Raw genomic sequence first — 24,997 nt, 5'->3', positions numbered from 1 at the left:
AGCGGTGGGGTCAGCGCACCGGGTTGAACGTGATGTGCAGATCGGTCAGGCCGCGCAGGATGAACGTCGGCTCGTAGGTGTAGCGACGATCGTCGGCGGGGCCGTGAAACTCCTCGTCGATACCGATGTCGGCCATCCGGTCCAGGATCCGCTCCAGCGACACCCGGCCTTCGACGCGGGCCAGTGGGCCGCCGGGGCAGCTGTGCACGCCACGGCCGAATGCGATGTGCTCGCGCACGTTCTTGCGATCGAGGCTGAACGTGTGTGGATCCTCGAAGCGGACCGGGTCGCGGTTCACCGCGCCCGGGCACACCATGAGCGTGGTGCCGGCGGGTACATCGATGTCGCCGAGCTTGGTGTCCTTCTTGGCCAGCCGGAACTGGCTCTTGACCGGGGCGTCCATCCGCAGGGCTTCCTCGACGAAGGTCGGGATGCGGCTGCGGTCGTCGCGCAGGGCCTGCTGGATGTCCGGGCGGTCGCCGAGCACCCGCAGCGACGCCGAGAGGAGCTTGGTGGTGGTCTCCTGGCCGGCGGCGAAAAGGAAGGTGGCGGATCGAACCACTTCGATGATGGGCGGTACGGAACCGTCCGGGTAGTTCGCTGTGGCGAGGGCCGTCAGCACGTCGTCGCGGGGTTCTTTCCGACGGTCTTCGAGGTAACCGATGAACTTCTCGTCGAGCCATTCCAACGGATTGCTGGAAACGAGGTCGCCGTCGAGGGAGCCGACCTGCGCCCCGGGTCGGGGCGCGCCCAGCACGGTGCGGAACTCTTCGTGGTCTTCTTCCGGTACGCCCAGCATGTCGGCGATCACCAGGAGTGAGAAAGGCTTGGCGTAGGCGCTGAGGAACTCACACTTGCCGTCGGCGATGAAATCGTCGAGACACTGGTCGGCCAGCCGCCACATGAAGTCCTCGTTCTCCTTCAACCGGCGCGGTGTCAGCAGCCGATTGAGCAGGGAACGGGCGTTGGTGTGGTCGGGTGGGTCCATCGTGACCATGTGTTCGAACATCGGCATCTGGGCGCGATGCGCCGCAATCTGCTCGGTGATGTCCGAACCTTCAGGGGTGAAGGGCAGCGGCGGGAACGGGCCGGCCACCGCGATGCACGACGAGAAGAGATCGGAGTCCTTGAGGACCGTGGTGGCCTCTTCGAACCCGGTGATCGCCATGACGCCGTAATTCGGTTCCTTCACCACCGGACACTTGCTGCGCAGGTGGTCGAAGTACGGGTGCGGGTCGGGTACCAGCGACTGGTCGGTGAAGTAGTCGACAGTGTCGTAATTGGTCGTGCCGGAATCGCTCATGATGTGCGCTGCCTCCCGAAATCGATATGCGCTGCGGTGGTTTCGCGACGGGCTGCACCGCGCGAAGAATTATCGAAAATTGCTGAGCACCTGCTTAGCATGGCGGTAGAGTCGTGGTCAAGATCGCGTGGCTGGGCGAAAGTTACGATCAGCCGGACGTTGTTGGGGGCGGGGCGAGAGGAGGATCGGGTATGGCATCGGAGCGGAGGATCGGGGCGCCCGACGCAAAGAACCGGATCGTGCTGCTCGACGCTGCCGAGGCGCTGATGATCGAGGAGGGATACGTCGCGGTCACGTCCCGCCGGGTGGCTGAGCGGGCCGGTCTCAAGCCCCAGTTGGTGCACTACTACTTCCGCACCATGGACGACCTGTTCCTGGCGGTGTTCGTGCGACGTGCCGACGAGGGGTTGGCTGCGCAGGCCGAAGCCCTGAACTCCCCGCAGCCGCTGTGGGCGCTGTGGCGGTTCGGCACCGATCCGAGCGCGACGCGCTTGACGATGGAGATGACGGGGCTTGCCAACCACCGACCGGCGCTGCGGGCTGAGATCGGCCGCTACGCCGAGATGTTCCGCGACGCGGAAACCAAGGCGATCGACGGGGCACTGCGGCGCTACGGCGTCGACTCGTCGGAGGTGCCGCCGATCGTGTGGACATTCATCGCAGCCAGTGTGTCGCGGGTGATGGTCATGGAGCAGGCTCTCGGAATGACGGCAGGCCACGCCGAGGTGCTGCAGTTCTGCGAGGACTGGCTGAGGCGCCTCGAAGGCGAGCCGCAGCCGATGGAACTGCCGGCCTGAGGCCTGCCCTTGCGCGGGCAGCCGCGAATGTCCCCCGAACCGATGGTTGCGGGGGACATTCACGTCGGATCGCCGGGGAACTAGAGCGAGAGGATGGTGGCCGAGGCCGTGCCCGGTGCGCCGTAGACCTGGGCCAGGCCGACGCGGGGGTTGCCCGGTACCTGGCGTTCGCCTGCTTCACCACGGAGCTGACGCACAAGCTCGTGCATCTGCCGTAGACCCGAGGCGCCGATGGGCTCGCCGTTGGCGATCAGGCCGCCGTCGGTGTTGACCGGGATCGACCCGCCGATCTCGGTGGCGCCGTCGGCCAGCAGCTTCTCCTGCTCGCCATCGGCACACAACCCGGTCTCGGCCATGTGGATCACCTCGGCGCCGGCATCGGTGTCCTGCAGCTGGGCGATGTCCACGTCTTCGGGTCCGATGCCCGCGGCCTCGTAGGCGGCCTTCGCGGCGAACACGGTCGGCGAGGGGTCCTCATCGAGCGGCGCCGACGTTCCGTGTACCTCGTAGGCGCCGAAGGTCCGGGTCCGGATCTCGCTGGCCCGCACGTACACCGGCTTGTCGGTGTATTTGTGGGCGATGTCGGCACGACACATGATCACCGCGGCCGCGCCTTCGTCGGGTGCGCAGAACATGTACTGCCGCAGCGGGTAGTTCAGCACCGGGGAGGCCATGATCTCCTCGACCGAGATCTCCTTGCGCCGGAACGCATTCGGGTTCTTCTCACCGTTGCGGAAGTTCTTGTTGGCCACCCGCGCCAGCGTCTCCTCGGAGATGTTGTGCTTGTGGATGTAGTGGTTGGCCTTCATCCCGAAGAACTTGGTGGTGACGAACTGGCCGTTCTCGGCATACCACTGCGGCAGCGCGAGTTTGGCCGGGTCGTCGGTGAAGGCGCCGCGCGGGTGCTTGTCCAGGCCGATCGCGATGCCGATGTCGTACTTACCCAGCCGGATCGTGTCGGCGGTCTGTTGGATCGCGCTGGCCGCGGTGGCACATGCGTTGAACACGTTGGTGAACGTGATGCCGGTCAGCCCGACCAGTCGGGTGACCGCATCGGGATTCGACACCTCATAGCTGCCGCCGAACCCGAACTGGATGTCCTTCCATTCCAGGCCGGCATCCTCCAGTGCGAATTGGATTGCCTCGGCGCCCATTTGCATCGCGGTCTTGTCGAAGCGGCCGAACGGGTGCAGGCCGACGCCGATGATGGCTACGTCATTGGTCATGTGCGCGGCCTATATCGACGCGGACCCGCCCCGACGGCATCGGCTCACCCAGGCCGATACGCCGCACGGCATTGGCCACGACCGTCGCCCCGAGCACGACCTCGGAGGCGAGTTGGGGCCAGGTGCTCAACGTCTTGCCGACCTCGACCAGCGAGGCCGCCATCCGGGGTGAGAGCTGAGCCGCGTCGAGAATGCGCAGCACGTGGGGCACTTTGTCCTTGCTGCTGAGCCCGGCCAGGTCGCGCGCGGCGATGTCGCCGAGCAGGCCGTGCAGGATCGGCCGCGTGGGTTCGAGGTCGAACCGTTCGACATCGAGTAGCCCGCGATCACCCGTGGTCATCAGCACAGGCAGTCGTCGGGCCCGGGCAGCCTCGCGGACAAGCACTTTGGCATCCAGTGAGTCGCATTCCTCGACGATGACGTCGAGCCCCTCCAGGAACTGGTCGATGGACTCGGGCACCGCACCGTTGCGGTCGATCCGAACCTCGATGTAGGGGTCGATCTCGGCGATTCGGCGCGCGGCCACCACCGCCTTGTTCAACCCGAGATCGAACACGGTGCCGGGGACCCGGTTGAGGTTCGCCAACTCGAGTGCGTCGAAGTCGGTGAGGCGAATCTCGCCGCACAGCCCCTCGGTGGCCAGGTTGTAGGCGATGGCGTGTCCGACGCTGAGACCGATGACACCGATCCTCAGGCCCGACAATCGTCGCTGTTCGCCGGCGGTGACGAGGTTGCGGTTGCGGTCCAGGCGCAACCGATTGAACGCGGCCGGCCCCAGAATATGCACCAGGCTGCGACGCCATGGGTAGTAAGCCCACCGGGTCGGCTCGTCGTGCACTTCCTGGCCGACCGCAGGAACAAGCGTGCGCAGTGCGGACCGCTGCTCGTGACACTCATCGATGACGGTGATGCGCGGGTCCCGGCGCAGCTGGTCGAGGGTGAATTCGTCGTCGATGAAGATCGCGCGATGCTGATCGGGGTGGTTGAGTTCGCCCAATTCGGAATTCCCGATGCTTGCGTGGGTGTTTTTGTCGGTCATCGTCCCACCGCGGTCTGAGTGTGGGCGTCGAAGCCGGCTGCGGCCGTGTGCGGGCTGATCCTCTGGGCCTCGGCGAAGTAGCGCGACAGCTGCCCCGGGTCCGCGTGGTTGGCGAATGTTCTGCTATCCCACCACATCATCTTCGTCTGGTATCGCTCGTCCGGATAGGGCGTCGCCGGAATTCTTGCCGCGAGCACCCCGCCCGATGACAACCAGCGTTTGAGTACATAGGCCGCGGCTGTTGCCATGGCAAATTGAATGTCCAACAGTGTCATGGCGTGCAGCGGCATACGCGCCAGCGTATCGGTGAGTGCGCGGCTCTGTTCCGGGTCGTCGCATACCCAGGCGGTCTTCATCTCGACCACTCCGAACGGCAGGCGGTCGGCGATCATCTTGCGTACCGAATCGAGTGCGGGCTGTCCGCTCCATTCGACGATTGCATGGCTGTCCTCGACGTGCTGGTGCGGCCCCTTGGCCCGCAGGCCGCCGACGACGTCGCCGGCACTGTTGATCCCGACGCAGAACAGCGCCGTATCCTCGCCTGTCCTTAGGGTTTTCGGATCCAGCGCGCATTCCACTCCGTGTTTGCGGTAGTTGGACTGGGCGCCGTAGACGTATTCGTTCCACAGCTCACGTTCCGCGGCCGGCCGGGCCACGACGATCGTGCACTCGCTTTCGGGGTCCCACCAGCTTGGGCTTTCGTCCAATGTCACGCAGCGGCGGCCTGCGGCATCGAGTTGGGGAGCGGTCATCTGGAATCCATTTCGTCGGTCAGCCGTGCCTTTCGACTGGGACGGCTGATTTTGGCGTGTAGCACGGTTGTGCGAATACGTGTGATGAGTATTGCGCCGCCTCGTAGGGGAATTCCAGCGAGCTGAGAAATCTTGTCCAGGAGGGCGATGAATTCTGTCCGGACGTCTCCGATTTACTGACGGGTACATGCAATTCTGGCAAATTCGGATCGCGCTATTTATCCCGTATACGTCGATTGAAGATGGCGGTGGCAAAAATTCTGAATTGACGGCGATGTCGAATGGGTGGTGTCCGGGTGTGGCGGCGAGCTTTTGCTGTGACGGCCCTCAGCCAGCGCTTCGGGGATAGCGCGCCACGGTGAATGGCGATCGACTTCGCGTCGGCTCGGCCCTTTCGGGCCGGTGATGCATTGGTGGGTAGTGTCCGGGCCTCGCAGCCCAGGTGACATTCTGTTGGTGATGACCGAGGAGTATCCGAAAGCAACCGCCCTGCCGGCTCGCGATGTCGGCAGGCTGCTGCTGCGTTGCGCAGACCGGCCCGGCTTGGTCGCTGCGATCAGCGGCTTCCTCACCGGCGCCGGCGCCAACATCGTGTCGCTGGATCAGCACTCCACCGAGCAGACCGGCGGCACCTTCATTCAGCGGACGATCTTCCACCTACCGGGGTTGGCCGCGGCGCGCGACGAACTTGAGCGCGACTTCCGGCGGCAGGTGGCCGAACCGTTCGAGATGGACTTCCGTCTGACCGAGGCCGCCAAACCCAAACGGGTGGCGCTGATGGCCTCCCGCGAGGATCACTGCCTACTGGATCTGTTGTGGCGCAACCGGCGCGGTGAACTCGACATGTCCGTGGTCATGGTCATCTCGAACCATCCCGACCTTGCCGATCAGGTGCGTGCGTTCGGTGTGCCGTTCCTCTACGTTCCCGCGACCCCTGAGAACCGGGTCGAAGCCGAACAGCGCCTGCTGGAGTTGTTGCGCGGCAACGTCGATCTCGTGGTGCTGGCCCGGTACATGCAGATCCTCACTCCCGAGTTCCTCGATGCCGTGGGCTGCCCGCTGATCAACATCCATCACTCGTTCCTGCCGGCGTTCATCGGTGCGGCGCCGTACCGCAGGGCAAAGGAACGCGGGGTCAAGTTGGTCGGTGCGACAGCGCATTACGTGACCGGAGATCTCGATGAGGGGCCGATCATCGAACAGGACGTGGTCCGTGTGGACCACCGCCATTCGGTCGGTGACCTGGCGCGGCTGGGTGCGGACGTGGAGCGGCTGGTGTTGTCGCGCGCGGTGCTGTGGCACTGTGAGGACCGCGTAGTCCGGTTCGGAAATCAGACCGTGGTCCTCTGACCACGGTTCGAGAGGAGTGAGCGTGAAAGTCTTCGACGGTCTTGACGAGTTCGTGGCGGCGAAGGGCAGCGAGTTGGGCCCGACCGAATGGATGGAGATCACCCAGGACCGGGTGAACCTGTTCGCCGACGCCACCGATGACCATCAGTGGATCCACGTCGACCCGGACAAGGCGGCGGGCGGCCCCTTCGGCGGGACCATCGCACACGGCCTGCTGACCCTGTCGCTGTTGCCGCACTTCACGCATCAGCTCTATCGCGTCGACAACATCGCGATGGCGATCAACTACGGCTACAACAAGGTTCGGTTCATCACCCCGGTTCGGGTCGGCTCCAAGGTGCGGGCAAGTGCGACGATCGCCGATGTCGCCCAGCTCGACGGTGCGGTGCAGGCGACCATGACCGTGACTGTCGAGATCGAAGGCTCGGACAAGCCGGCTGCGGTCGCCGAGTCGATCATCCGCTTCATCGCCTGATCCCAGGCCGGTTTCCGGCGGAATTTCCGACGAGCAGTCTCCCGTTCGGGGGACTGCTCGCGGCGTTTCTGACACTTGTCAGAATTCATTGACGTCCGTCAAAGCCCGCTGTTAGTGTTCTGCATCACAACGTGAAGGAGCACTGTGTTGCAGCGTTCACTGCCGCGGACCGCGATCATCGGCGCGGGCATCAGCGGGCTCACCGCCGGGAAGATGCTCAAGGACTACCGGGTGCCGTACACGACGTTCGAGACGTCGGACCGAATCGGTGGGAACTGGGCCTTCGGCAATCCGAACGGGCACAGCAGCGCGTACCGATCCCTGCACATCGATACCAGCAAGCATCGGTTGTCGTTCAAGGACTTTCCGGTCCCCGAGCACTTCCCGTCGTTCCCACATCACTCCGACATCAAGTCCTATCTGGATGCCTACGCGAATGCGTTCGGGTTGTCGGAGAACATCGAGTTCACCAACGGAGTGGTGCACGCGGCCCGGATCGACGGGGGTGGTTGGGAGATCGAGGATCAGGCCGGCGCCCGCCGCGAGTTCGACCTGCTGGTCGTCGCCAACGGTCATCACTGGGACCCGCGACTGCCGGAGTTTCCCGGGACGTTCACCGGTGACGAGATCCATTCGCACCACTACATCGACCCGAAGGAACCGCTTGAGTTGACCGGCAAGCGGATTCTGGTGGTGGGCATCGGGAACAGTGCCGCCGATATCACCGTGGAGTTGTCATCCAAGTCGTTGCAGAACGAGGTGACGCTGTCCACCCGCTCGAGCGCCTGGATCGTCCCGAAATACATTGCAGGACAACCAGGTGACAAGTACTTCCGCACCAATCCATATCTGCCGTTGTCGTGGCAGCGCAAGATGGTCCAGCTGATCGGGCCGATGCTGGGTACCGATCCGACGATGTACGGCCTGCCTGCGCCGAATCACAAGCTCTTCGAAGCGCATCCGACGCAGTCGGTGGAGTTGCCGTTGCGGCTGGGGTCCGGCGATGTAATCCCCAAGCCGAACGTGTCCCGCCTGGACGGCGCCACCGTGCATTTCGAGGACGGGACGAGCGGCGACTTCGATGTGATCGTCTATGCGACGGGCTACAACATCACCTTCCCGTTCTTCGACCGGGATGTCATCAGTGCACCCGACAATCACATCCGGCTCTACAAGCGGATGTTCAAGCCCGGCATGGACGATCTGGTGTTCATGGGTTTCGCGCAGGCGATTCCGACGCTGTTCCCGTTCGTGGAATGCCAGTCCCGGTTGCTGGCGGCCTACGCGGTCGGACGCTACGCCCTGCCGCCGGTGCCGGAGATGGAGCGGGTGATCGATGCCGATCAGCAACTGCACGGTGGACATTGCACTGACCGGCCCCGGCACACCCAGCAGGTGGACTACTTCTATTACGAGCACGATATCCGCACGCGCGAATTGCCCGCCGGGGCCAAGCGAGCAGCCGACCGCGCCGGTCTGACCGCCGGAGTGACGGCATGACCTACACCGAGCTCACGTTCTTCTCGGCCGGTGACCGGTGCAGCGCCTGGCATTTCGCCGCGGCCGGGGACGGGTACACCGGGGCGGCGGGACGACCGGTGGTGGTGATGGCGCACGGGTTCGGCGGCACCAAGGACTCCGGCCTGCAGCCATTCGCGGAGCGGTTCAGCGCGGCCGGGTTGGACGTGGTGGCCTTCGACTACCGCGGCTTCGGAGCCTCCGACGGGCAACCGCGGCAGAGCGTTTCGGTCGAGCGCCAGATGGCGGATTACGCAGCAGCCATCGCCGCCGCTCAACAATTGCCGGGGGTGGATCGCAGCCGGGTGGTGCTGTGGGGATCGTCGTTCTCGGGTAGTCACGTCCTGCGCGTGGCCGCGCAGTGCGCCGACGTGGCCGCGGTGATCGGCATGACGCCGCTGACGAGTGGGCTGGCCGCCAGTCGTGCGGCCGTGGCGCATGGCGATGTCGCATCGGCGCTGCGCTGGACCCTGGCGGGGGTGAAAAGCCGCGTGGCCGTTGCGGCCGGCCGGGCACCGACGTTGATGCCGCTGGTGGCCAAACCAGGGGAGGCCGGCGCGCTGGCCCTCGACGGTGCATACGACAGCTACCGTGCCATCGCCGGGCCGACGTGGCGCAACGAAGTCGATTCGGCCATCGGGATGGAACTGGTGCAGATCCGCACCGGCGCCGCGGCCAAGGCACTGAAGTGCCCGGTGCTGATTCAGATCGCCGACTTCGACCGGTTCGTGCCGGCCAACTCGGTGATGAAGACGGCCGTACAGGCCAGGGCTCAGGTCCATCACTACCCGTGCGATCACTTCGACGTGTGGCCGGGCCATGACTGGTTCGACACTGCGGTCCAGGATCAGCTGAAGTTCCTGACCCGGACCTTGGGTTCGGTCTGACCTAGTCTCGCGAAGAGTTATGGGCCGTACAGCGCCGCAACGTCTCCCGGCCGCACCTTGAGGGCGGCATTGCGGGGGAGCGCATCGACGACCGCCACGGCCACCGGCACGTGATGGCTCGGAAGCACCTCGCGCACCAGGTCTTTCAGTTCGGCCTCGGTGGGCGCGACAACATCGCGTCGTAGCTCGACCGCAGCGAACGGAACCGCGCCGAGGCGGGCATCCGGAACACCCACGACGCAGGCATCGAGCACGCTGGGATGCGAGATCAGGACCCGCCGAACCGTTTCCGGGAGAATCTTGAAGCCACCGCGGTTGATCGCGCCGTCGCCTCGCCCGTGCAGGGTGACGAACCCGTCCTCGTCCACCGAGGCCAGATCGGTGGTGCGCACCCAGTCCGGTCCGATGACTGCGACGCTGGCTTCGAGCAGCCCGATGCTGCCCGCCGGAACCTCGGCCGCAGTGTCTGGATCGACGATGCGGACGCGCACACCGGGCAGCGGCCGGCCGACGCTGTCCGGCTTGTCCGCGCCATACCGGCGGTACAACTCTGGGGTCCAGCTGCACACCGATCCGGCGAATTCGGTTGCCCCGTAGGCCCATAGCAATGGTATGCCGTAGCGACTCTCGAACTCCGTCCGCAGTTCCGGCTCCAACGGTCCGGAGCCGCCCGAGAGTCCCTGCAGCGACGCCAGATCCTCGGGAGGAACGTCGGCCTGCAGCAGCATCCGGAGGATCGCGGGCTGCACGCCCGCCCGGGTGATCCGGTAGGTCTTGATCGCCTGGACCCACTCGGGGACGCTGAACTTCTCCAGCAGCACCATGCGCTTGCCCGAGCACGGTGCGGCCAGCAGCTGGCACACGCCGATGCTGCCGAACGGCCAGTAGACGAGCGCGGGTGGAGCGTCGGGGCCGACCACTTCGGTGCCCGCACCGATCGTCATGCTCAGCACGGTGTGGGCAAGCACCTTGGTGGCGACCGGGATTCGCTTGGGTGGGCCGGTGGTGCCGCTGGTGAGGATGTGCAGGCCGGACTGTTCCAGGGTTGGGTCGTGTCGGCTGCCGGGCTGCCGCGCCGCGATCGTGCCGACCCCGAGCGGCTCACCGGACAACGAGACACCGGCCGATCCGGCCGCGCGCACCGCGCCGTTGAGTTCGGGTGTCCAGTCGTCGATATCGGCGAGGATCGCCGGCAGACGCAGGCTTTCGGCATCGCGGGCGATCGCGGTGGCCGACTGGTACGAGTAGATCATCACCACCGGGCGGCGCGACGCGATGAACCCGAGGATCGCCGCGGCGTGGGCCACCCGGTTGCGCACGACGATGCCGACCGGCTCGTCGGGCCCAACGCCCGCGTCCCGCAGCACGACCGACACCTGCTCGATGAACTGGGTGATCTCGTTGCCCGAGTACCATTTTCGGGCGAACTCGATGAACGGTTGGTCACGGTAGGCGTCCAGCCCGGTGGCCAGACTGTCGGCGAAGTCCGTGGATATCGGGCTGGACATGCCGGCCTAGAACTGGGTGGAGCCCAGATCGACGGCCACCCGGCTGGCGGTGACATACCGTGACTCGTCGCTCGCCAGCCAGATCGCGGCATCGGCGATGTCCTCGGGTTCGGCGATGTAATCCGGCAGGAACGGCGTCACCATCTGCATAAGGCCAGGGTTGGTGTCATTGGCCCGGTTGAGGGCGGCCAGCATGTCGCCGGTTCCCATCGGGGTGTTGACCGCACCCGGATGCAGGCTGTTCACCCGGATCTTGTGCTTGCCCAGTTCGGCCGCGAACGCCCGGGCCATACCGGCGACGGCGTGCTTGCTGGCGGTGTAGTGCACCATGAACGGCTGCATCTTGATGCCGGCGGCCGAGCTGATCAGGATGATCGACCCGCCGCGGCCGCCGTCGATGATGTGCTGGGCACCGGCCATCACGGTGTTCCAGGTTCCGGTGACGTTGATGTCCATGACGTCGCGGAACGACTCGGGGGTGGTCTCGTTCCACGGCTCGGGCACCGTGATGCCCGCATTGGCCACGATGACGTCGAGCCGGCCGAACTCAGCGACACCCTTGCCGACGATCTCCCGCAGCGCGTCGTGGTCGCGGGTGTCGGCGGCGGTGGCGATGATGCGCTTGCCGGTGGCCTCCACCAGGCGCACGGTCTCGGTCAGATCCTCGGGGGTGGCGGAGTCGTAGGGCACACTCGGCGGCAGCGGCCCGGCGATGTCGACCGCGATGATGTCGGCGCCCTCTTTGGCCATCCGGACCGCGTGCGCGCGTCCCTGCCCGCGGGCAGCTCCGGTGATGAAGGCGACCTTTCCGGCGAGCCGCTCGGTCATGGATTCTCCTTGGTGAGTCTGTTGATGGGTGGGTGGTTCAGTGCTGGCGCTGGGCGGCCTTGACCAGCCCGCCGCCGATGATGAGTCGCTGGATCTCGCTGGTGCCTTCGTAGAGGCGCAACAGTCGGACCTCCCGGTAGATGCGCTCGACCGGGACTTCGCGCATGTAGCCGGTGCCACCGTGGATCTGGACCGCGAGATCGGCTACGTTGCCTGCCATTTCGGTGCAGAACAGCTTGGCCGCCGAGGGGGCGATGCGGCGATCCTCGCCGGACACCCACTTGGCTGCGGCGTCGCGCACCAGAGCCCGGCCGGCCATCACTCCGGTCTGCTGGTCGGCGATCATTGCCTGCACCAACTGGAAGCTGCCGATCGGCTGGCCGCCCTGGGTCGCCGCGGCGGCGTAGGTCACTGACTCGTCGAGCGCGCGTTGGGCGGATCCCACCGCGAGTGCCGCGATGTGGACCCGGCCCCGCGCCAGGGAGGTCATCGCGGCGCGGTAGCCGACATCTTCGCTACCGCCGACGAGTGCGCTGTTCGGCACTCGCACATCGGTGAAGTTGACGTCGGCGGTCCAGGCGCCCTCCTGGCCCATCTTGGCGTCCTTGGCACCGACTTCGACGCCGGCAGCGTCGGCCGGCACAAGAAAGACAGCGATACCGGCTCCATTCTCGTCGGCGGGACGGGTGCGCGCGAACACGACGAACAGGTTCGCGGTGGGCGCGTTGGTGATGAACCGCTTCTGGCCGTTGATCACCCAGTCGTCCCCGTCACGAACAGCCTTGGTGCGCAGGCCCGCCGGATTGGATCCGGCACCGGGCTCGGTCAGTGCGAACGAGGCGACGACGTCGCCGGAGGCGATACCCTCCAGCCACCGGGACTTCTGCTCATCGGTGCCGAACCCCACCAGCACCTGCCCGGCGATGCCGTTGTTGGTGCCGAACATCGACCTCAATGCCAGCGACGTGTAGCCGAATTCCATTGCGAGTTCGACGTCTTGGGCCAGGTTGAGCCCGAGCCCGCCCCACTGCTGGGGTATCGCGTACCCGAACAGCCCCATGGCCTTGGCCTGTTCCCGCAGATCGTCGGGCACCTGATCGGTGGCCAGGATCTCGTTCTCGCGGGGCACCACAGCGGTGCGGATGAAGCTGCGGGTCTGCGCCAGGATCTCCTGGAAGTCCTCGTCGCTGACTTCGGCGGTGGCCGCGGTGGTGGTCACAGAGGAACTCCATTTCTTCGCGCGAGATCCGTGGGGATGACCCTGGGCATGACCCGTGGGGTGACTGCTCGCCAATATCGTATATGAAATATGATCTGGCTCAGACAGAGCCCCCGGGATCGAAAGTTAGGTGATCAGGTGTCGTTGCTGACCGGTCAGACTGCAGTGGTGACAGGCGGTGCCCAGGGTCTGGGCCTGGCCATCGCGAGACGTTTCATCGACGAGGGCGCCCGGGTCGTTCTCGGCGACGTCAACCTGGAGGCAACGGAAGCGGCCGCCCAGGAACTCGGCGGGCCTGAGGTGGCGACCGCGGTGCGTTGTGATGTGACCTCGTCTGCTGAGGTCGAGGCCCTCGTGCAGGCCGCTGTCGAGCGGTTCGGCGGGCTGGACATCATGGTCAACAACGCCGGCATCACCCGCGACGCCACGTTGCGCAAGATGACCGAGGAGCAGTTCGACCAGGTCATCGCGGTGCACCTGAAGGGCACGTGGAACGGCACCAAGTCGGCCGCGGCGATCATGCGGGAGAACAAGCGTGGCGCGATCGTGAACATGTCCTCGATCTCGGGCAAGGTCGGACTGGTCGGTCAGACCAACTACTCGGCGGCCAAGGCCGGCATCGTCGGCATGACCAAGGCATCGGCCAAAGAACTCGCCCACCTCGGCGTGCGGGTCAACGCCATCCAGCCGGGGCTGATCCGCTCGGCGATGACCGAGGCCATGCCGCAACGGATCTGGGACCAGAAGCTGGCGGAGATCCCGATGGGTCGCGCCGGTGAACCCGACGAGGTGGCCAAGGTCGCGCTGTTTCTGGCCAGCGACCTGTCGTCGTACATGACCGGCACGGTGCTCGAGGTGACCGGCGGAAGGCACGTATGACCCGCGACGCGGTCGTCTGTGAACCGGTGCGCACCCCGATCGGCCGCTACGGCGGCATGTTTCAGTCCCTGACGGCCGTCGAACTCGGTGTCGTGGCACTCAAGGGTCTGCTGGAGCGCACCGGGGTGGCACCCGAGCAGGTGCAGGACGTGATTCTGGGGCACTGCTATCCCAACAGCGAGGCCCCGGCCATCGGCCGCGTGGTGGCGCTCGACGCCGGCCTGCCGGTCACGGTTCCCGGTATGCAGGTCGACCGGCGATGTGGCTCCGGGCTGCAGGCCGTGATCCAGGCGTGCCTGCAGGTGCGCAGCGGGGACAACGATCTGGTGGTGGCCGGCGGCGCCGAGAGCATGAGCAACGTCGCGTTCTACTCCACCGACATGCGTTGGGGTGGGGCCCGGAGCGGTGTGCAGATTCACGACGGGCTCGCGCGCGGACGCACCACTGCCGGTGGGCAGTTCTACCCGGTGCCCGGCGGAATGCTGGAAACCGCCGAGAACCTGCGCCGCGAGTATCGCATCACCCGCACCGAGCAGGACGAACTTGCGGTGCGCTCGCATCGAAGTGCTGTGGCGGCCCAGGAGTCCGGCGTTCTGGCCGAGGAGATCATTCCCGTGACGGTCCGCTCCCGTAAAGGCGAGACCACGGTCGACACCGATGAGCACCCGCGTGCCGACACCACCGTCGAGGCGCTGTCCAAGCTGAAACCTGTTCTGCTCAAGCAGGACCCGGATTCCACCGTGACCGCGGGCAACTCCAGCGGTCAGAACGATGCGGCATCGATGTGCATCGTCACCACCCCGGAGAAGGCCGCCGAGCTGGGCCTGCGGCCGCTGGTGCGGATGGTGTCGTGGGGCTCGGCGGGTGTCGCCCCCAACGTCATGGGCATCGGTCCGGTTCCGGCCACCGAAGTGGCGCTGGCCAAGGCCGGCCTGCAACTCAGCGACATCGACCTGATCGAGCTCAACGAGGCGTTCGCCGCCCAGGCGCTGGCCGTGATGAAGGAGTGGAAGTTCGGCGAGGCCGACTTCGAGCGCACCAACGTCCGGGGATCCGGCATCTCGCTGGGGCATCCGGTCGGGGCGACCGGCGGGCGGATGCTGGCCACGCTGGCGCGGGAACTGGATCGGCGTCAGGCCCGCTACGGGCTGGAGACCATGTGCATCGGCGGCGGTCAGGGGCTGGCCGCTGTCTTCGAAAGGGTGGCATCGTGACCAGACTCGCCCAGACCCTGGGGCTGACCGAGTTCCAGACCGAGATCGTCTCGACGGTACGGCAATTCGTCGACAAAGAGGTCATCCCGACCGCCCAGGAGCTGGAACACTCCGACACCTACCCGCAGGCCATCGTCGACCAGATGAAGGACATGGGCCTGTTCGGGCTCATGATCCCCGAGGAGTACGGCGGGCTCGGCGAATCGCTGCTGACTTACGCGCTGTGTGTCGAGGAGCTGGCCCGCGGCTGGATGAGCGTGTCCGGGGTGATCAACACCCACTTCATCGTCGCGTACATGATCCGCCAGCACGGAACCGACGCCCAGAAGCAGAAGTTCCTGCCGCGCATGGCGACCGGTGAGACCCGCGGGGCGTTCTCGATGTCCGAGCCCGAGCTGGGGTCGGATGTGGCGGCGATCCGCACTCGGGCCAAGAAGAACGACGACGGTACGTACACGATCGACGGCCAGAAGATGTGGCTGACCAACGGCGGCAGTTCAACCCTGGTGGCCGCGCTGGTCCGGACCGATGAGGGTGCCGACAAGCCGCACCGCAACCTGACCGCGTTTCTGGTCGAAAAGCCCACCGGCTTCGGTGAAGTCGTTCCCGGGCTGACCATTCCGGGCAAGTTGGACAAGCTCGGCTACAAGGGCATCGACACCACCGAACTGATCTTCGACGGCTACCGCGCCAGTGCCGACGACGTGCTCGGCGGAGCCACCGGGCAGGGTTTCTTCCAGATGATGGACGGGGTCGAGGTCGGTCGCGTCAACGTCTCGGCCCGGGCCTGCGGCGTGGGAATCCGCGCCTTCGAGCTGGCAGTGCGGTATGCGCAGCAGCGGGAGACGTTCGGCAAGCCGATCGCCGAACATCAGGCCGTGGCATTCCAATTGGCCGAGATGGCAACCAAAGTCGAGGCCGCGCATCTGATGATGGTCAACGCCGCCCGCCTCAAGGACTCCGGCGAGCGCAACGACGTGGCCGCCGGCATGGCGAAATATCTGGCCAGCGAGTTCTGCTCGGAGGTCACCCAGCAGAGCTTCCGGATCCACGGCGGGTACGGCTATTCCAAGGAGTACGAGATCGAGCGGCTGATGCGCGATGCACCGTTCCTGCTGATCGGTGAGGGCACCAGCGAGATCCAGAAGAACATCATCAGCAAGCGACTGCTGTCCGACTATCGGGTCTGAACCGTGTCCATACCCGATTTCGCTTCTCGGCCACAGCTGGCCGAAGATGTGGCGCGACTGATCCGGCGCCGGATCTTCGACGGCACCTATCCGGCGGGCAATTACATCCGGCTCGAGCAACTGGCGGCCGAGCTGGGGATCAGCGTGACGCCGGTGCGCGAGGCGTTGTTCGGCCTGCGCACCGAGGGGCTGCTGACGCAGCAGCCCCGGCGCGGGTTCCTTGTGCTGCCGGTCACGCGGCGGGACATCGACGACGTGGCCGGCGTGCAGGCCCATATCGGCGGGCAGCTGGCGTCCCGGGCAGCCGGCCAGATCACCGACGGTCAACTCGGTGAGCTCGCTCGGATCCAGCGGGAGCTGGAAGACGCCTATGCGCAAGACGATCATGAGGCAGCGGTACGGCTCAACCATGCGTTCCATCGCGGCGTCAACCGGGCGGCCGAATCGCCGAAGCTGGCCCAGCTGATGTCCCAGATCACCCGGTACGCACTGGAATCGGTGTACCCGACGGTGGAGGGCTGGCCCGAGCAGTCCACGCACGACCACCGCCGGATCCTGGCCGCACTGAAGGCCCGCGACGGGGATGCGGCCCGCGACGCCATGGCCGAGCATCTGTGTGCCGCGTCCAAACCGCTGACCGAGCACCTCGACCGGCTGGGCGTGCTGGAGTAGCGAGTTGACCCCGCGAGCAGACACAAACCTGCCTATTTTCACGCCTAGATGGGCAGGTTTGTGTCTGCTCGCCGAAGAAAGGTGAGCGGGAATGCCAGGTGTTCTCGACGGGATACGGGTGCTCGACTACGGCCGGTTCATCGCCGCACCCTGGTGCAGCGCGATCCTGGCCGACATGGGTGCCGACGTGCTGCGGGTGGAGAAACGCGAAGGCGGGGAAGACCGTTGGGTGCAGGCCGTCACAGAGGGCGGCGAGGGCGGCACCTTCCTGCAGTGCAACCGCAACAAGCGCTCACTCACGCTGGACTCCACCACCGCTGAGGGCGCGGAGATCACCCGCCGGCTGGTGGCGCAAGCCGACATCGTGATCGCCAACATGCCCGCGGCGGGGATGCGGGCCAGCGGGCTGGACTACGAGACGCTCAAGGCGGTCAAGCCCGACATCATCCTGGCCAGTGCGACGGCCTACGGCGAGGGCGGTCCGTACAGCGACAAGATCGGCTTCGACGGCGCCGGACAGGTGATGTCCGGGGCGGTCTACCGGCAGGGGCTGCCGGACCAACCGATCCGAACGGTGGTTCCCTACGCGGATTTCGGGACCGCGCTCACGCTGGCGATCGGCGTCATGATGGCGCTGTATCACCGCGACAAGACGGGGGAGGGGCAGCACGTCGAGGGTGCCCTGTTGCCCACCGCGCTGATGTTGTCGAACGCCTTCCTGATCGAGCGGGAACTGCTGCAGGTCGACAAGCCCCGGATGGGCAACAAAGGTGCGTCTGTCGCGCCGTGCGATCTCTATCGCACCGCCGACGACCAGTGGGTCCTGCTGCAGGTCGCCGGACAGCCGATGTTCAAGCGCTGGTGCCGACTGGTGGGTCGCGAAGAACTGTTCGACGATCCACGCTTCGCCAACGACGACATCCGTTGGGCCAACGGCAACATCCTCAATGACATCATGGCCGACTGGTGTGCGGACAAGACCAAGGTCGAGGTGTTGGAGCTGTTGGAGAAGGCGAAAATGCCTGCGGCTCCGCTGCATTCCACACAAGACGTGCTCGATGACCCGCACGTGCAGGCCATGGGTTACCTGAAGCGGGTTCCGTTCCCGGGTGCGTCGCGCGATGTGCCGATCATCGAGACTCCGTTCCGGATGTCGGCGACGCCGGGGACGATCCGCCGGCGGGCTCCGCTGTTGGGTGAGCACACCGACGAGGTGCTCGCCGAGATCGGTTATGACGCAGCCCAGATCGCCGCATTGCGGACGAACGCGATCGTGTGAATCTAGAGCGCTTCGCCCATCGCGTGCAGCGCCGCGAGTTGATCGCAGAAGTGTTCGGCATTGTGCGCCTGCACCGTGCAGTTGGCGATGGTGGCTCCGGCGTCGCGTAACCGGACCAGACGACCGCGTGCGGTATCCGGGTCGCCCAGCGGGTCCAGTGCGGTACCGGGGGAGAGCACGATATCGAAGTCCGCGGGCAGCTGGTGCGGCGCGAGGAACTCGGCGATGGTGGCAGGCGAGAGGCCGAAAGGCATCCAGCCGGTACCGAGTTCGACGGCACGACGTAGCGAGCGTTTGGTGCGCCCGCCCACCCAGACGGCGAGATCCGTACTGGTGGCGTGCGGTTCGATGACGAAACCGTCGACCTCGCGCTGCCCCCAGGCGGCGCGAAGCCTGGTGATGTCCCGGTCGGCCGCGGCTCCGCGATCCTCCCACTGCGCGCCGAGCAGTTCGAATTCCTCGGTCAGCGATCCGACGCCGACGCCGAGGATCACCCGCCCACCGCTCAGCCGGTCGAGGGTCCCATAACTCTTCGCCAGCGCCACCGGGTGGTGATAGGGGAGCACCACCACGGCGGTGGCCAATCGGATGCGTCGGGTCCGGGCGGCCAGGAACGACAAGGTGGCCAGCGGATCCCAGTACACCGTCCCGCGTACCGCGGCGGCGGAGGCGGGTATTCCGGTGTGCTCGGCGCACGTCAGGTGGTGAAATCCCAAGCCGTCAGCGGTCTCGGCGATCAACGCCAGCTCGTCGGGGCCGGCGCCGGCCTCCCACGGTGAGAACTCGCCGGGGTGTTGCATGACGATGGGTGTGGACAGTCCGAGCTTCACGACGTTGCCTCCTTGATATGGATCATCGCAAAGCTGACGCCGGCGACGACGGCCAGGTCAGATGTTGGTGGTCAACGGTCAGTCCCTCTCCAGCATGGCCCGCAATGCAGCGTTGTCGACTTTCCCGGTGGCCCCGCGCGGGACGGCATCCTCGTCGTCGAGGAGAAGCCACCGCGTGGGCACCTTGAACGCGCTGATGGCTGCCCGGGTGGCCGAGCGCAGTGCTTCGACCGACAGCCCGTCGCCCACCACGGTCGCACCGACCCGGTTGGTCTGGCCGTCAGGAACGTTCACCACGTACGCGGTGCGTACCCCGGGAATGGACCGCAGCGCCCGCGCGACTTCACTCGGATACACCGTGGCACCACGGACCTTGAACATGTCGTCGGATCTGCCGCGGTAGAACAGAAACCCTTCCGCATCCAGATGCCCGAGATCGCCGGTCGGGTAGTAGCCGTCGGCGGTGAACACGTCTTCTCGGTTACGCCGGCAGATTCCGCGCATCACGTGCGGGCCGCGGATCTGGATCGCGCCGGTTTCGCCGTGGCGCAGCGGCCCGCCGGTATCGGCGTCGACGATCCGCACCTCCATACCGTCGAACGGTTTCCCGCAGCTGCCCCACGCGGACTCCGGCATGTCGGTGTCGGCGCGGTATCCGCTGTACGGGCCGAACGATTCGGTCATCCCCAACAACGAGGCCCGTGCCCCCGGCCGTGACCGCATGCCGTCCGGCAACAGCGCGTCCAGACTCCCCGGCTGCAGCGAGCGCAGATCCGCGGTGCCGGCGTGGCGGGCCAGCGCCTCGGCCTGCTCGGGCCAGCCTCGGAACAGCGTGACCTGTTCGCGCTGAAGCAGCTCGAGTGTGGATTCGGGGTGGGGGATGGGTTCAGTCACGAGGGTGGCCCCGGCGAGCAGGGCCGAGAGGATCCCCGCACCGAAACCGCCCACCCAGAAGAACGGCATGGGCAGATACAGCCTGGTATCAGAGGTGATGCATCGCGCGGCAAGCCCAGAGCGCACGGCGCCCAGGGAATTTCGGTGTGAGTGAATGGTCCCTTTGGGTGGCCCGCTGCTTCCCGAGGTGAACATGATGACCATCGGGTCGCTTTCGCGCACGCAGGCCGCCAGCGCATCGGCCGCGCCACGTGTTCCACTGAATCCCAGTGCTTCCTCGGCGGTCCACACTGCGCGCAGCGCGGGCACCTGATGCCGGTCCAGCGGGTAACGATGGCCACGGAATTCTTCGACCGCGATGAGGAGCTGCACCGACGCCATGCGCAATTGCGCCGTGAGTTCGCCCGGGCGCAGCAGTGTGCTGAGCGGGACCAGCACGGCACCGATCCGCATCAGCGCGATGGCGATCCGCACCCACTCCACCCCGTTGGGCATGATGAGGCCGACCCGGGACCCCTTGGTGATACCCGCGGCGATGAATCCGGAGGCCAGTTCGGCTGTGCTGGAGTCGAGTTCGGCGTAGGAGATCCGGACCGCGGGGTCCACCACCGCAGTCTTCCGGGATGATGAATGAGCGCGTACCAGCGCGTCGATGGTGTCAGGCTCGCGATCAGGCACTGAACAGCCTCGCCAGTGCGGGTAGATCGAGCTTGCCGCTGGAGAGTGTCGGTACCTCGTCGGTCCCGCACACCGCGAACACCCGAGGGACCTTGTAGGCCGACAGCGTGGCGCGCAGGTCGCTTCGCACCGCCTCGATGTCGACGGGGTCGTCGGTGACGATCACCGCCGCGACGATCTGCCCGCGAGTCGTGTCGGGCAGGCCGAGGACGTGGGCGGTGAGTCCCAGTACCGCCAACGCCTTCTCGACCTCACCGGGGGTGACGTTGGCGCCGGCGGTCTTGATCATCGCGCCCGCGCGGCCGAGGAAGTAGAAGTAGCCTTCGTCGTCGACGCGTACGAGATCGCCGGTGTGAAACCAGCCGTCGGCGTCGAAGGAGTCTTCGCGGTTGCGTCCGTAGTAGCCCTGCATGACGTATGGCCCGCGGACGCACAATTCGCCGGAGTCGAGCACCTTCGTGTCGAATCCGGGTGCGGGCCGGCCATAGCTGCCACGACGATGCTCGGGTTGGTCGCCGTCGTCGCCGTCGTCGCCGTCGACTAACACCACGCTGCCGGTCTCGGTCATCCCCAGCATGTTGTGACGTAGCTCCGGATCGGCGGGCCGGCAGTCGGCCGCCATGACGGGGTAGAGATTGCCTCGCCGTGCCGAGAAATGACGGTTCGGGTAGCTGGGATGGCTGCTCAGATGGCTGATGCCGGCGACAAAACCATTGGTGATGGTGGGTTTCTCGGCCTCCAATAGGTCGAGGGTGGCACCCGCGTCGGTGGCGTTCGAACAGATCAGGGTGGCCCCGGCGGTGATAGTGGCCAGCAGGCCGAAGGCGAACCCGCCGATCCAGAAGAACGGCGAGTTGCAGAACAGCCGGTCGGCCGCGGTGAGGCCGCGGATCCCGTTGAGGTTGCGCTGATGTTCGATCAGTGATGCGTGGGTGTGGACCACGCCTTTGGGGGAGCCGGTGGATCCCGAGGTGTAGATGATCGCGAATGGATCACTCCCATCCACATCGTCTTCGAAATCGGCAACCGTTCGGACGTTGGCGCGCGGCAGATCGAACAACACCTGCCGCAGGCAGGGTGCGTCGATACCGGCGAGGCGTTGCGCATAGTCGTGATTACGGAAACTGCGTGCCGACAGCAGGATCGCGGTATCGCTGTCGCGCACCTGGGTATCCAGCTCGGCCGCGGTGAGGAATGTGGAGTACGGCACCACCACCGCACCGATGCGGGCGGTCGCGAGCATCCCGACCACGAAATCGACACCGTTGGGATAGAGGAGCCCGACGTGCGTGCCCTTCCCGGCGCCGAGCGCGAGCAGGCCGCCGGCCACCTCGGCGGAGCGGCGCTGTGCCTCGGCGTTGCTGATCCGCTCCTCATCGCAGACCAGCAACGGGCGATCGGCACACTCGCGCAGCAGCCCCGCAACGGTGTCAGACACGCGAGGCGAAGTGGTCCCGTACGGCGCCGAGATCAGCCTTCCCCGAAGGGGTTCGGGGAATCGCCTCGACAATGGCGATATCGGTGGGGATCTCGTAGCGGGCCAGTCGGCCGCCCAGGTACTCGAGCAGAGCATCGACGGTGGTGGCGCCGTGCAGTTCCACCATCGCCACCGGAGTCTCGCCCAGACGGTCATCGGATATGCCGATCACGGCCGCACCGCGCACCGCGGGGTGGCTCTCCAGGGCAGTGCGGACATCGTCGGGCATCACCTTGAACCCGCCGCGGATGATGGCCTGGTCGGCGCGGCCGAGGATCCAGACGAATCCGTCGTCATCGATACGGGCTAGGTCGGTGGTGCGTAACCACTCCGCGTCGGCGTCGAACTGTGCCGGTTTGACCTCCAGCAAGCCCTTTTCGTCCGGCCGCAGCGGATTGCCGTCCTCGTCGACCACCCGCAGCCGGGCACCGGGGTTGGCCCGGCCCACACTGCCGCGCTTGGCTTTCCAGTACTTCCGGTGATCTGCCAACGTCCAGCTGGCCACCCCACCGCCGAACTCGGTCGCCGCATACGAGGTCAGTACCGGGATGCCGAACTTCTCGGTGAATGCGTCGGCGTCATCGGCGGACAGGGGTGCGGTACCGGAGGTGACCGCACGGACGCCGGCGAGATCGTCGCGGGTCAGGTCGGAGTGCAACACCATGCGGAGCGCCGCCGGGACCAGTGACACCGCCCTCGGTTGGTGCTCGCGTACGGCGTCGGCCCAGCGCGTGAGGTCGAATTTGGCCAGCAGCACGAATGATCGGGCTTCGGCGATGCACAGCAACACCCGGTACACGCCGCCGACATGCACCAGCGGCGAGTTGAGGATCGCCACGCCACGCCGCAGTTCGGTTGGTGCCGGGGAATTTTCGGGATCCCGTCCGATCACGCTGCGGGCCAGCATGTCGTAGGTCAGGTCCACCCGCTTGGGCGGGCCGGTGGTTCCGCTGGTCAGCATCCACACCGCCACACCCGGACGCCCCGCATCACGGGACGGGCTCCGGGCGGGCCCGACCTCGGGTTCGGTATGAAGATCGCGGATCGTCACGGTTGTCGTCGCAGGCGAGGGGGTGGCCAGTGCGGCGATGTCCTCGGCCAGGCCGATGAGCACCGGCAGACCGAGGGCTTCGATGTCGGCGCGGGTGCGCTCGTCACCGCGGGACGGGTTGATCACGACGACGGTTCCGCCTGCGGCCAGTACACCCAGCAGTGCCGCCACATGCGGGGGCTGATTGCGCAGCATGATGCCGACCTGCGTGCCGGAAGAGACCGCGCTGATGCGCCGCGCCAGCGTCGCGACCTGGCCCCAGCTGTGCCACTGGCCGTCGTACTGGATGGCGTTCGCGTTCGGGTCCAGGTCGAGTACGTCGTCGATGCGCTGCGAAAGAGGGTGGGCCATCAGCGGATCCGGGGCGCTGTCTTTGGCAGCGGGCGCTCTGTCAGCTCGGCCTTGGCGATCGGATTGCCCAGCCGGGTGTAGATGAGGCCCTGGTCCATGGCGGCACGGTAGGGCTTGTCCAGCGATTCCCAGATCGCCTTCACGGTTCCTTGCGTGGCGGTCGGCGGTTTCGCGGCGATGGTGGTGGCGATCTCGTTCGCGCGTTCCCACAACTGGTCCCTGGCCACCACCTCGGTGACCAGTCCGATGCGCAGCGCGGTCTCGGCGCCGACGCGTTCGTCGTTGCCCATCAACGCCATCCGCAACGTGTCGCCGAGCCCGACGCGGCGCATCAGGCCGATCGGCTCCAACGCCGACACCAAACCGGCGCTGACGTGGGAATCGAAGAACGTGGCCTCCCGCGAGCAGATCACGACATCGGCTTCGTTGACGAAATAGAGCGCTCCGGCCGTGCACATGCCCTGCACCGCGCACACCACCGGCTTCCACATCTTCTGCCACTTCGGGCTGAGCAGTTCGCCGGGATCTTCGTGGTTCCAGACGATCTCGGGCTGGCCGTAGCTGGACTTCACGTCCAACCCGGCACTGAATGCGCGGTCGCCCTCCGCCCGCAACACCACGGCATTGATGCCTTCGTCATCTTTGATGGCGTGCCAGGCGTCGCGCATTTCGTTGCACATGGCGCGGTTGAACGAGTTCAGCGCTTCGGGGCGGTTCAGCGTGATTGTGGCGACACGTGATTCGTGGTCGAAGTCGAGGAGAATCGTGTCCACTACCGTGCCTGCCAGTTGGGCTTGCGCTTCTCCAGGAACGCCCGGGGTCCCTCCAGCGCATCCTCGGTCCGGACCACGCGCTCGCGGAACGTCTCGGCCAGGATCTCGCCCTCGTGTAACGGCAGATCCAGGGTCTTGTGAATGGCCAGCCGGGTTCCTCTGACCGCCAGTGGGGCGTTGAGACACACCGTGTCGGCGATCTCATGTGCGCGTTCCAGCAGCTTGTCGTGTTCGACGATCTCGGTGATCAGTCCGAGTTCGTAGGCGCGCTCGACCGTCATGCGTTCGTGCTTGCCCATCAACGCCATTCGCAGGGCCACCGAACGCGGCAGCGCTTTGGCCAGGCGGACCATCTCGCGGGCGGCAACCAGCCCGATGCTCACGTGGGGGTCGAAGAACGTCGCCTTGTCCGAGGCGATCACGATGTCGCCGGTGGTGACCCAGTCCAGTCCCGCGCCGCAGCAGATTCCGTTGATCGCGACCACGACGGGCTTGGCCATGCTGCGGAACGGCGGGGTGCCCTCCTGCGGTGCCTCCCATTGTTCGTAGGTGGACAGGTAGGGCCGCTCGTTGAGCACCTTGCCGTCGCCGGGGATTTCCTTGACATCGGCGCCCGTGCAGAATGCGCGACCGGTCGCGGTGACGATCATCAGCCAGACGTTGTCGTCGTTCTCGGCTTCGTCGTAGGCGGCCCGCAACTCCGTGATCATGTGCGGCGACAGCGCATTGAGCGCGTCGGGCCGATTCAAGGTGATGGTGGCCTTGTGGCCGTCCACCTCGTACTTGATGGTCTCGTAATCGGTCATC

General features: G+C 66.2%; 22 protein-coding genes and 1 pseudogene. 10 read left to right on the top strand and 13 right to left on the bottom strand.

Annotation, left to right across the window (positions count from 1 at the left end):
- Positions 1 to 10 precede the first annotated feature (10 nt).
- The gene (locus tag EYZ64_RS21980; protein ID WP_135456679.1) at positions 11 to 1,303 is read right to left on the bottom strand and encodes a cytochrome P450; all 1,293 of its coding nucleotides are present in this window, start codon (positions 1,301 to 1,303) and stop codon (positions 11 to 13) included.
- A gap of 191 nt (positions 1,304 to 1,494) precedes the next feature.
- On the opposite strand from EYZ64_RS21980, the gene EYZ64_RS21975 reads away from it, so the two are divergent.
- The gene (locus EYZ64_RS21975; protein WP_135456677.1) at positions 1,495 to 2,100 is read left to right on the top strand and encodes a TetR/AcrR family transcriptional regulator; all 606 of its coding nucleotides are present in this window, start codon (positions 1,495 to 1,497) and stop codon (positions 2,098 to 2,100) included.
- Between the two features lie 80 nt (positions 2,101 to 2,180).
- On the opposite strand, the gene EYZ64_RS21970 is transcribed toward EYZ64_RS21975, so the two are convergent.
- The 3 genes and pseudogenes from EYZ64_RS21970 to EYZ64_RS21960 form a co-directional block, all read right to left on the bottom strand.
- On the bottom strand, positions 2,181 to 3,326 hold the full coding sequence (locus tag EYZ64_RS21970) for a thiolase family protein (protein WP_135456675.1): 1,146 nt from the start codon (positions 3,324 to 3,326) through the stop codon (positions 2,181 to 2,183).
- Positions 3,322 to 4,365: pseudogene (locus EYZ64_RS21965) on the bottom strand (Rv1355c family protein); the annotation flags it as partial. The pseudogene EYZ64_RS21965 and the gene EYZ64_RS21970, both read right to left, overlap by 5 nt.
- The gene (locus EYZ64_RS21960) at positions 4,362 to 5,117 is read right to left on the bottom strand and encodes a hypothetical protein (protein ID WP_135456673.1); all 756 of its coding nucleotides are present in this window, start codon (positions 5,115 to 5,117) and stop codon (positions 4,362 to 4,364) included. The gene EYZ64_RS21960 and the pseudogene EYZ64_RS21965, both read right to left, overlap by 4 nt.
- Positions 5,118 to 5,576: 459 nt before the next feature.
- Here EYZ64_RS21960 and purU point away from each other — a divergent pair, with 459 nt between their 5' ends.
- From purU to EYZ64_RS21940, 4 genes are all read left to right on the top strand, one after another.
- Entirely contained in the window at positions 5,577 to 6,467 is an 891-nt protein-coding gene (purU, locus tag EYZ64_RS21955) for a formyltetrahydrofolate deformylase (RefSeq protein ID WP_167857921.1), read from the top strand.
- A gap of 22 nt (positions 6,468 to 6,489) precedes the next feature.
- Entirely contained in the window at positions 6,490 to 6,942 is a 453-nt protein-coding gene (locus EYZ64_RS21950) for a MaoC family dehydratase (protein WP_135456671.1), read from the top strand.
- Between the two features lie 147 nt (positions 6,943 to 7,089).
- Positions 7,090 to 8,442 (top strand): flavin-containing monooxygenase, encoded by a 1,353-nt coding sequence (locus EYZ64_RS21945; RefSeq protein ID WP_135460177.1) that lies wholly within the window; start codon positions 7,090 to 7,092, stop codon positions 8,440 to 8,442.
- Positions 8,439 to 9,347 carry an alpha/beta hydrolase gene (locus tag EYZ64_RS21940; RefSeq protein ID WP_135456669.1) on the top strand — a complete coding sequence of 303 codons (909 nt, stop codon included), beginning with the start codon at positions 8,439 to 8,441 and terminating at the stop codon, positions 9,345 to 9,347. Before EYZ64_RS21945 ends, EYZ64_RS21940 begins: the two co-directional genes overlap by 4 nt.
- 17 nt (positions 9,348 to 9,364) lie before the next feature.
- On the opposite strand, the gene EYZ64_RS21935 is transcribed toward EYZ64_RS21940, so the two are convergent.
- Genes EYZ64_RS21935 through EYZ64_RS21925 form a run of 3 tightly spaced genes read right to left on the bottom strand, consistent with a single transcriptional unit; the run spans position 9,365 to position 12,902 of the window.
- Entirely contained in the window at positions 9,365 to 10,855 is a 1,491-nt protein-coding gene (locus tag EYZ64_RS21935) for a class I adenylate-forming enzyme family protein (protein WP_135456666.1), read from the bottom strand.
- A gap of 6 nt (positions 10,856 to 10,861) precedes the next feature.
- A complete protein-coding gene (locus EYZ64_RS21930; protein ID WP_044517170.1) occupies positions 10,862 to 11,683 on the bottom strand; it encodes a mycofactocin-coupled SDR family oxidoreductase in 822 nt (273 codons plus the stop codon).
- A gap of 37 nt (positions 11,684 to 11,720) precedes the next feature.
- Positions 11,721 to 12,902, bottom strand: coding sequence for an acyl-CoA dehydrogenase family protein (locus EYZ64_RS21925; protein ID WP_135456664.1), 1,182 nt, complete (start codon positions 12,900 to 12,902; stop codon positions 11,721 to 11,723).
- A 90-nt stretch (positions 12,903 to 12,992) separates the two neighbouring features.
- Here EYZ64_RS21925 and fabG point away from each other — a divergent pair, with 90 nt between their 5' ends.
- The 5 genes from fabG to EYZ64_RS21900 all read left to right on the top strand — a co-directional run bounded on the left by fabG (position 12,993) and on the right by EYZ64_RS21900 (position 18,136).
- On the top strand, positions 12,993 to 13,781 hold the full coding sequence (gene fabG / locus EYZ64_RS21920; protein ID WP_167857920.1) for a 3-oxoacyl-ACP reductase FabG: 789 nt from the start codon (positions 12,993 to 12,995) through the stop codon (positions 13,779 to 13,781).
- Positions 13,778 to 14,995: an acetyl-CoA C-acetyltransferase gene (locus EYZ64_RS21915; protein ID WP_135456662.1), complete on the top strand. Its 1,218-nt coding sequence runs from the start codon at positions 13,778 to 13,780 to the stop codon at positions 14,993 to 14,995. The genes fabG and EYZ64_RS21915 overlap by 4 nt, the downstream gene beginning before the upstream one ends.
- Positions 14,992 to 16,185, top strand: a complete 1,194-nt coding sequence (locus tag EYZ64_RS21910) for an acyl-CoA dehydrogenase family protein (RefSeq protein WP_135456661.1) — start codon at positions 14,992 to 14,994, stop codon at positions 16,183 to 16,185. Before EYZ64_RS21915 ends, EYZ64_RS21910 begins: the two co-directional genes overlap by 4 nt.
- 3 nt (positions 16,186 to 16,188) lie before the next feature.
- Positions 16,189 to 16,857, top strand: coding sequence for a GntR family transcriptional regulator (locus tag EYZ64_RS21905; protein ID WP_090434129.1), 669 nt, complete (start codon positions 16,189 to 16,191; stop codon positions 16,855 to 16,857).
- Positions 16,858 to 16,948: 91 nt separating this feature from the next.
- On the top strand, positions 16,949 to 18,136 hold the full coding sequence (locus tag EYZ64_RS21900) for a CaiB/BaiF CoA transferase family protein (RefSeq protein ID WP_135456659.1): 1,188 nt from the start codon (positions 16,949 to 16,951) through the stop codon (positions 18,134 to 18,136).
- 2 nt (positions 18,137 to 18,138) lie between these two features.
- On the opposite strand, the gene EYZ64_RS21895 is transcribed toward EYZ64_RS21900, so the two are convergent.
- The 6 genes from EYZ64_RS21895 to EYZ64_RS21870 form a co-directional block, all read right to left on the bottom strand.
- Positions 18,139 to 18,966, bottom strand: a complete 828-nt coding sequence (locus EYZ64_RS21895) for a TIGR03619 family F420-dependent LLM class oxidoreductase (protein ID WP_135456657.1) — start codon at positions 18,964 to 18,966, stop codon at positions 18,139 to 18,141.
- A 78-nt stretch (positions 18,967 to 19,044) separates the two neighbouring features.
- Positions 19,045 to 20,538, bottom strand: coding sequence for a class I adenylate-forming enzyme family protein (locus EYZ64_RS21890; protein WP_135456655.1), 1,494 nt, complete (start codon positions 20,536 to 20,538; stop codon positions 19,045 to 19,047).
- Positions 20,531 to 21,976, bottom strand: coding sequence for a class I adenylate-forming enzyme family protein (locus EYZ64_RS21885; RefSeq protein WP_135456653.1), 1,446 nt, complete (start codon positions 21,974 to 21,976; stop codon positions 20,531 to 20,533). The genes EYZ64_RS21890 and EYZ64_RS21885 overlap by 8 nt, the downstream gene beginning before the upstream one ends.
- Positions 21,969 to 23,417: a class I adenylate-forming enzyme family protein gene (locus tag EYZ64_RS21880; RefSeq protein WP_135456651.1), complete on the bottom strand. Its 1,449-nt coding sequence runs from the start codon at positions 23,415 to 23,417 to the stop codon at positions 21,969 to 21,971. Before EYZ64_RS21880 ends, EYZ64_RS21885 begins: the two co-directional genes overlap by 8 nt.
- Positions 23,417 to 24,190, bottom strand: a complete 774-nt coding sequence (locus EYZ64_RS21875; RefSeq protein ID WP_135456649.1) for an enoyl-CoA hydratase/isomerase family protein — start codon at positions 24,188 to 24,190, stop codon at positions 23,417 to 23,419. The genes EYZ64_RS21880 and EYZ64_RS21875 overlap by 1 nt, the downstream gene beginning before the upstream one ends.
- A complete protein-coding gene (locus EYZ64_RS21870) occupies positions 24,190 to 24,996 on the bottom strand; it encodes an enoyl-CoA hydratase/isomerase family protein (protein ID WP_135456647.1) in 807 nt (268 codons plus the stop codon). The genes EYZ64_RS21875 and EYZ64_RS21870 overlap by 1 nt, the downstream gene beginning before the upstream one ends.
- Between the last annotated feature and the right edge of the window lies 1 nt (position 24,997).

Origin of the sequence: Mycobacterium sp. DL99 (genome assembly GCF_004762045.1) — a bacterium.
Lineage (GTDB): Bacteria > Actinomycetota > Actinomycetes > Mycobacteriales > Mycobacteriaceae > Mycobacterium.
This window is presented reverse-complemented; position numbering and strand designations above follow the sequence as displayed.

What these genes read in the sequence shown, in the direction of transcription:
- EYZ64_RS21980 (WP_135456679.1), bottom strand. Translation starts at nt 1,303, where the DNA reads ATGAGCGATTCCGGCACGACCAATTACGACACTGTCGACTACTTCACC.
- EYZ64_RS21975 (WP_135456677.1), top strand. Translation starts at nt 1,495, where the DNA reads ATGGCATCGGAGCGGAGGATCGGGGCGCCCGACGCAAAGAACCGGATC.
- EYZ64_RS21970 (WP_135456675.1), bottom strand. Translation starts at nt 3,326, where the DNA reads ATGACCAATGACGTAGCCATCATCGGCGTCGGCCTGCACCCGTTCGGC.
- EYZ64_RS21960 (WP_135456673.1), bottom strand. Translation starts at nt 5,117, where the DNA reads ATGACCGCTCCCCAACTCGATGCCGCAGGCCGCCGCTGCGTGACATTG.
- purU (WP_167857921.1), top strand. Translation starts at nt 5,577, where the DNA reads ATGACCGAGGAGTATCCGAAAGCAACCGCCCTGCCGGCTCGCGATGTC.
- EYZ64_RS21940 (WP_135456669.1), top strand. Translation starts at nt 8,439, where the DNA reads ATGACCTACACCGAGCTCACGTTCTTCTCGGCCGGTGACCGGTGCAGC.
- EYZ64_RS21935 (WP_135456666.1), bottom strand. Translation starts at nt 10,855, where the DNA reads ATGTCCAGCCCGATATCCACGGACTTCGCCGACAGTCTGGCCACCGGG.
- EYZ64_RS21930 (WP_044517170.1), bottom strand. Translation starts at nt 11,683, where the DNA reads ATGACCGAGCGGCTCGCCGGAAAGGTCGCCTTCATCACCGGAGCTGCC.
- fabG (WP_167857920.1), top strand. Translation starts at nt 12,993, where the DNA reads ATGATCTGGCTCAGACAGAGCCCCCGGGATCGAAAGTTAGGTGATCAG.
- EYZ64_RS21915 (WP_135456662.1), top strand. Translation starts at nt 13,778, where the DNA reads ATGACCCGCGACGCGGTCGTCTGTGAACCGGTGCGCACCCCGATCGGC.
- EYZ64_RS21900 (WP_135456659.1), top strand. Translation starts at nt 16,949, where the DNA reads ATGCCAGGTGTTCTCGACGGGATACGGGTGCTCGACTACGGCCGGTTC.
- EYZ64_RS21880 (WP_135456651.1), bottom strand. Translation starts at nt 23,417, where the DNA reads ATGGCCCACCCTCTTTCGCAGCGCATCGACGACGTACTCGACCTGGAC.
- EYZ64_RS21870 (WP_135456647.1), bottom strand. Translation starts at nt 24,996, where the DNA reads ATGACCGATTACGAGACCATCAAGTACGAGGTGGACGGCCACAAGGCC.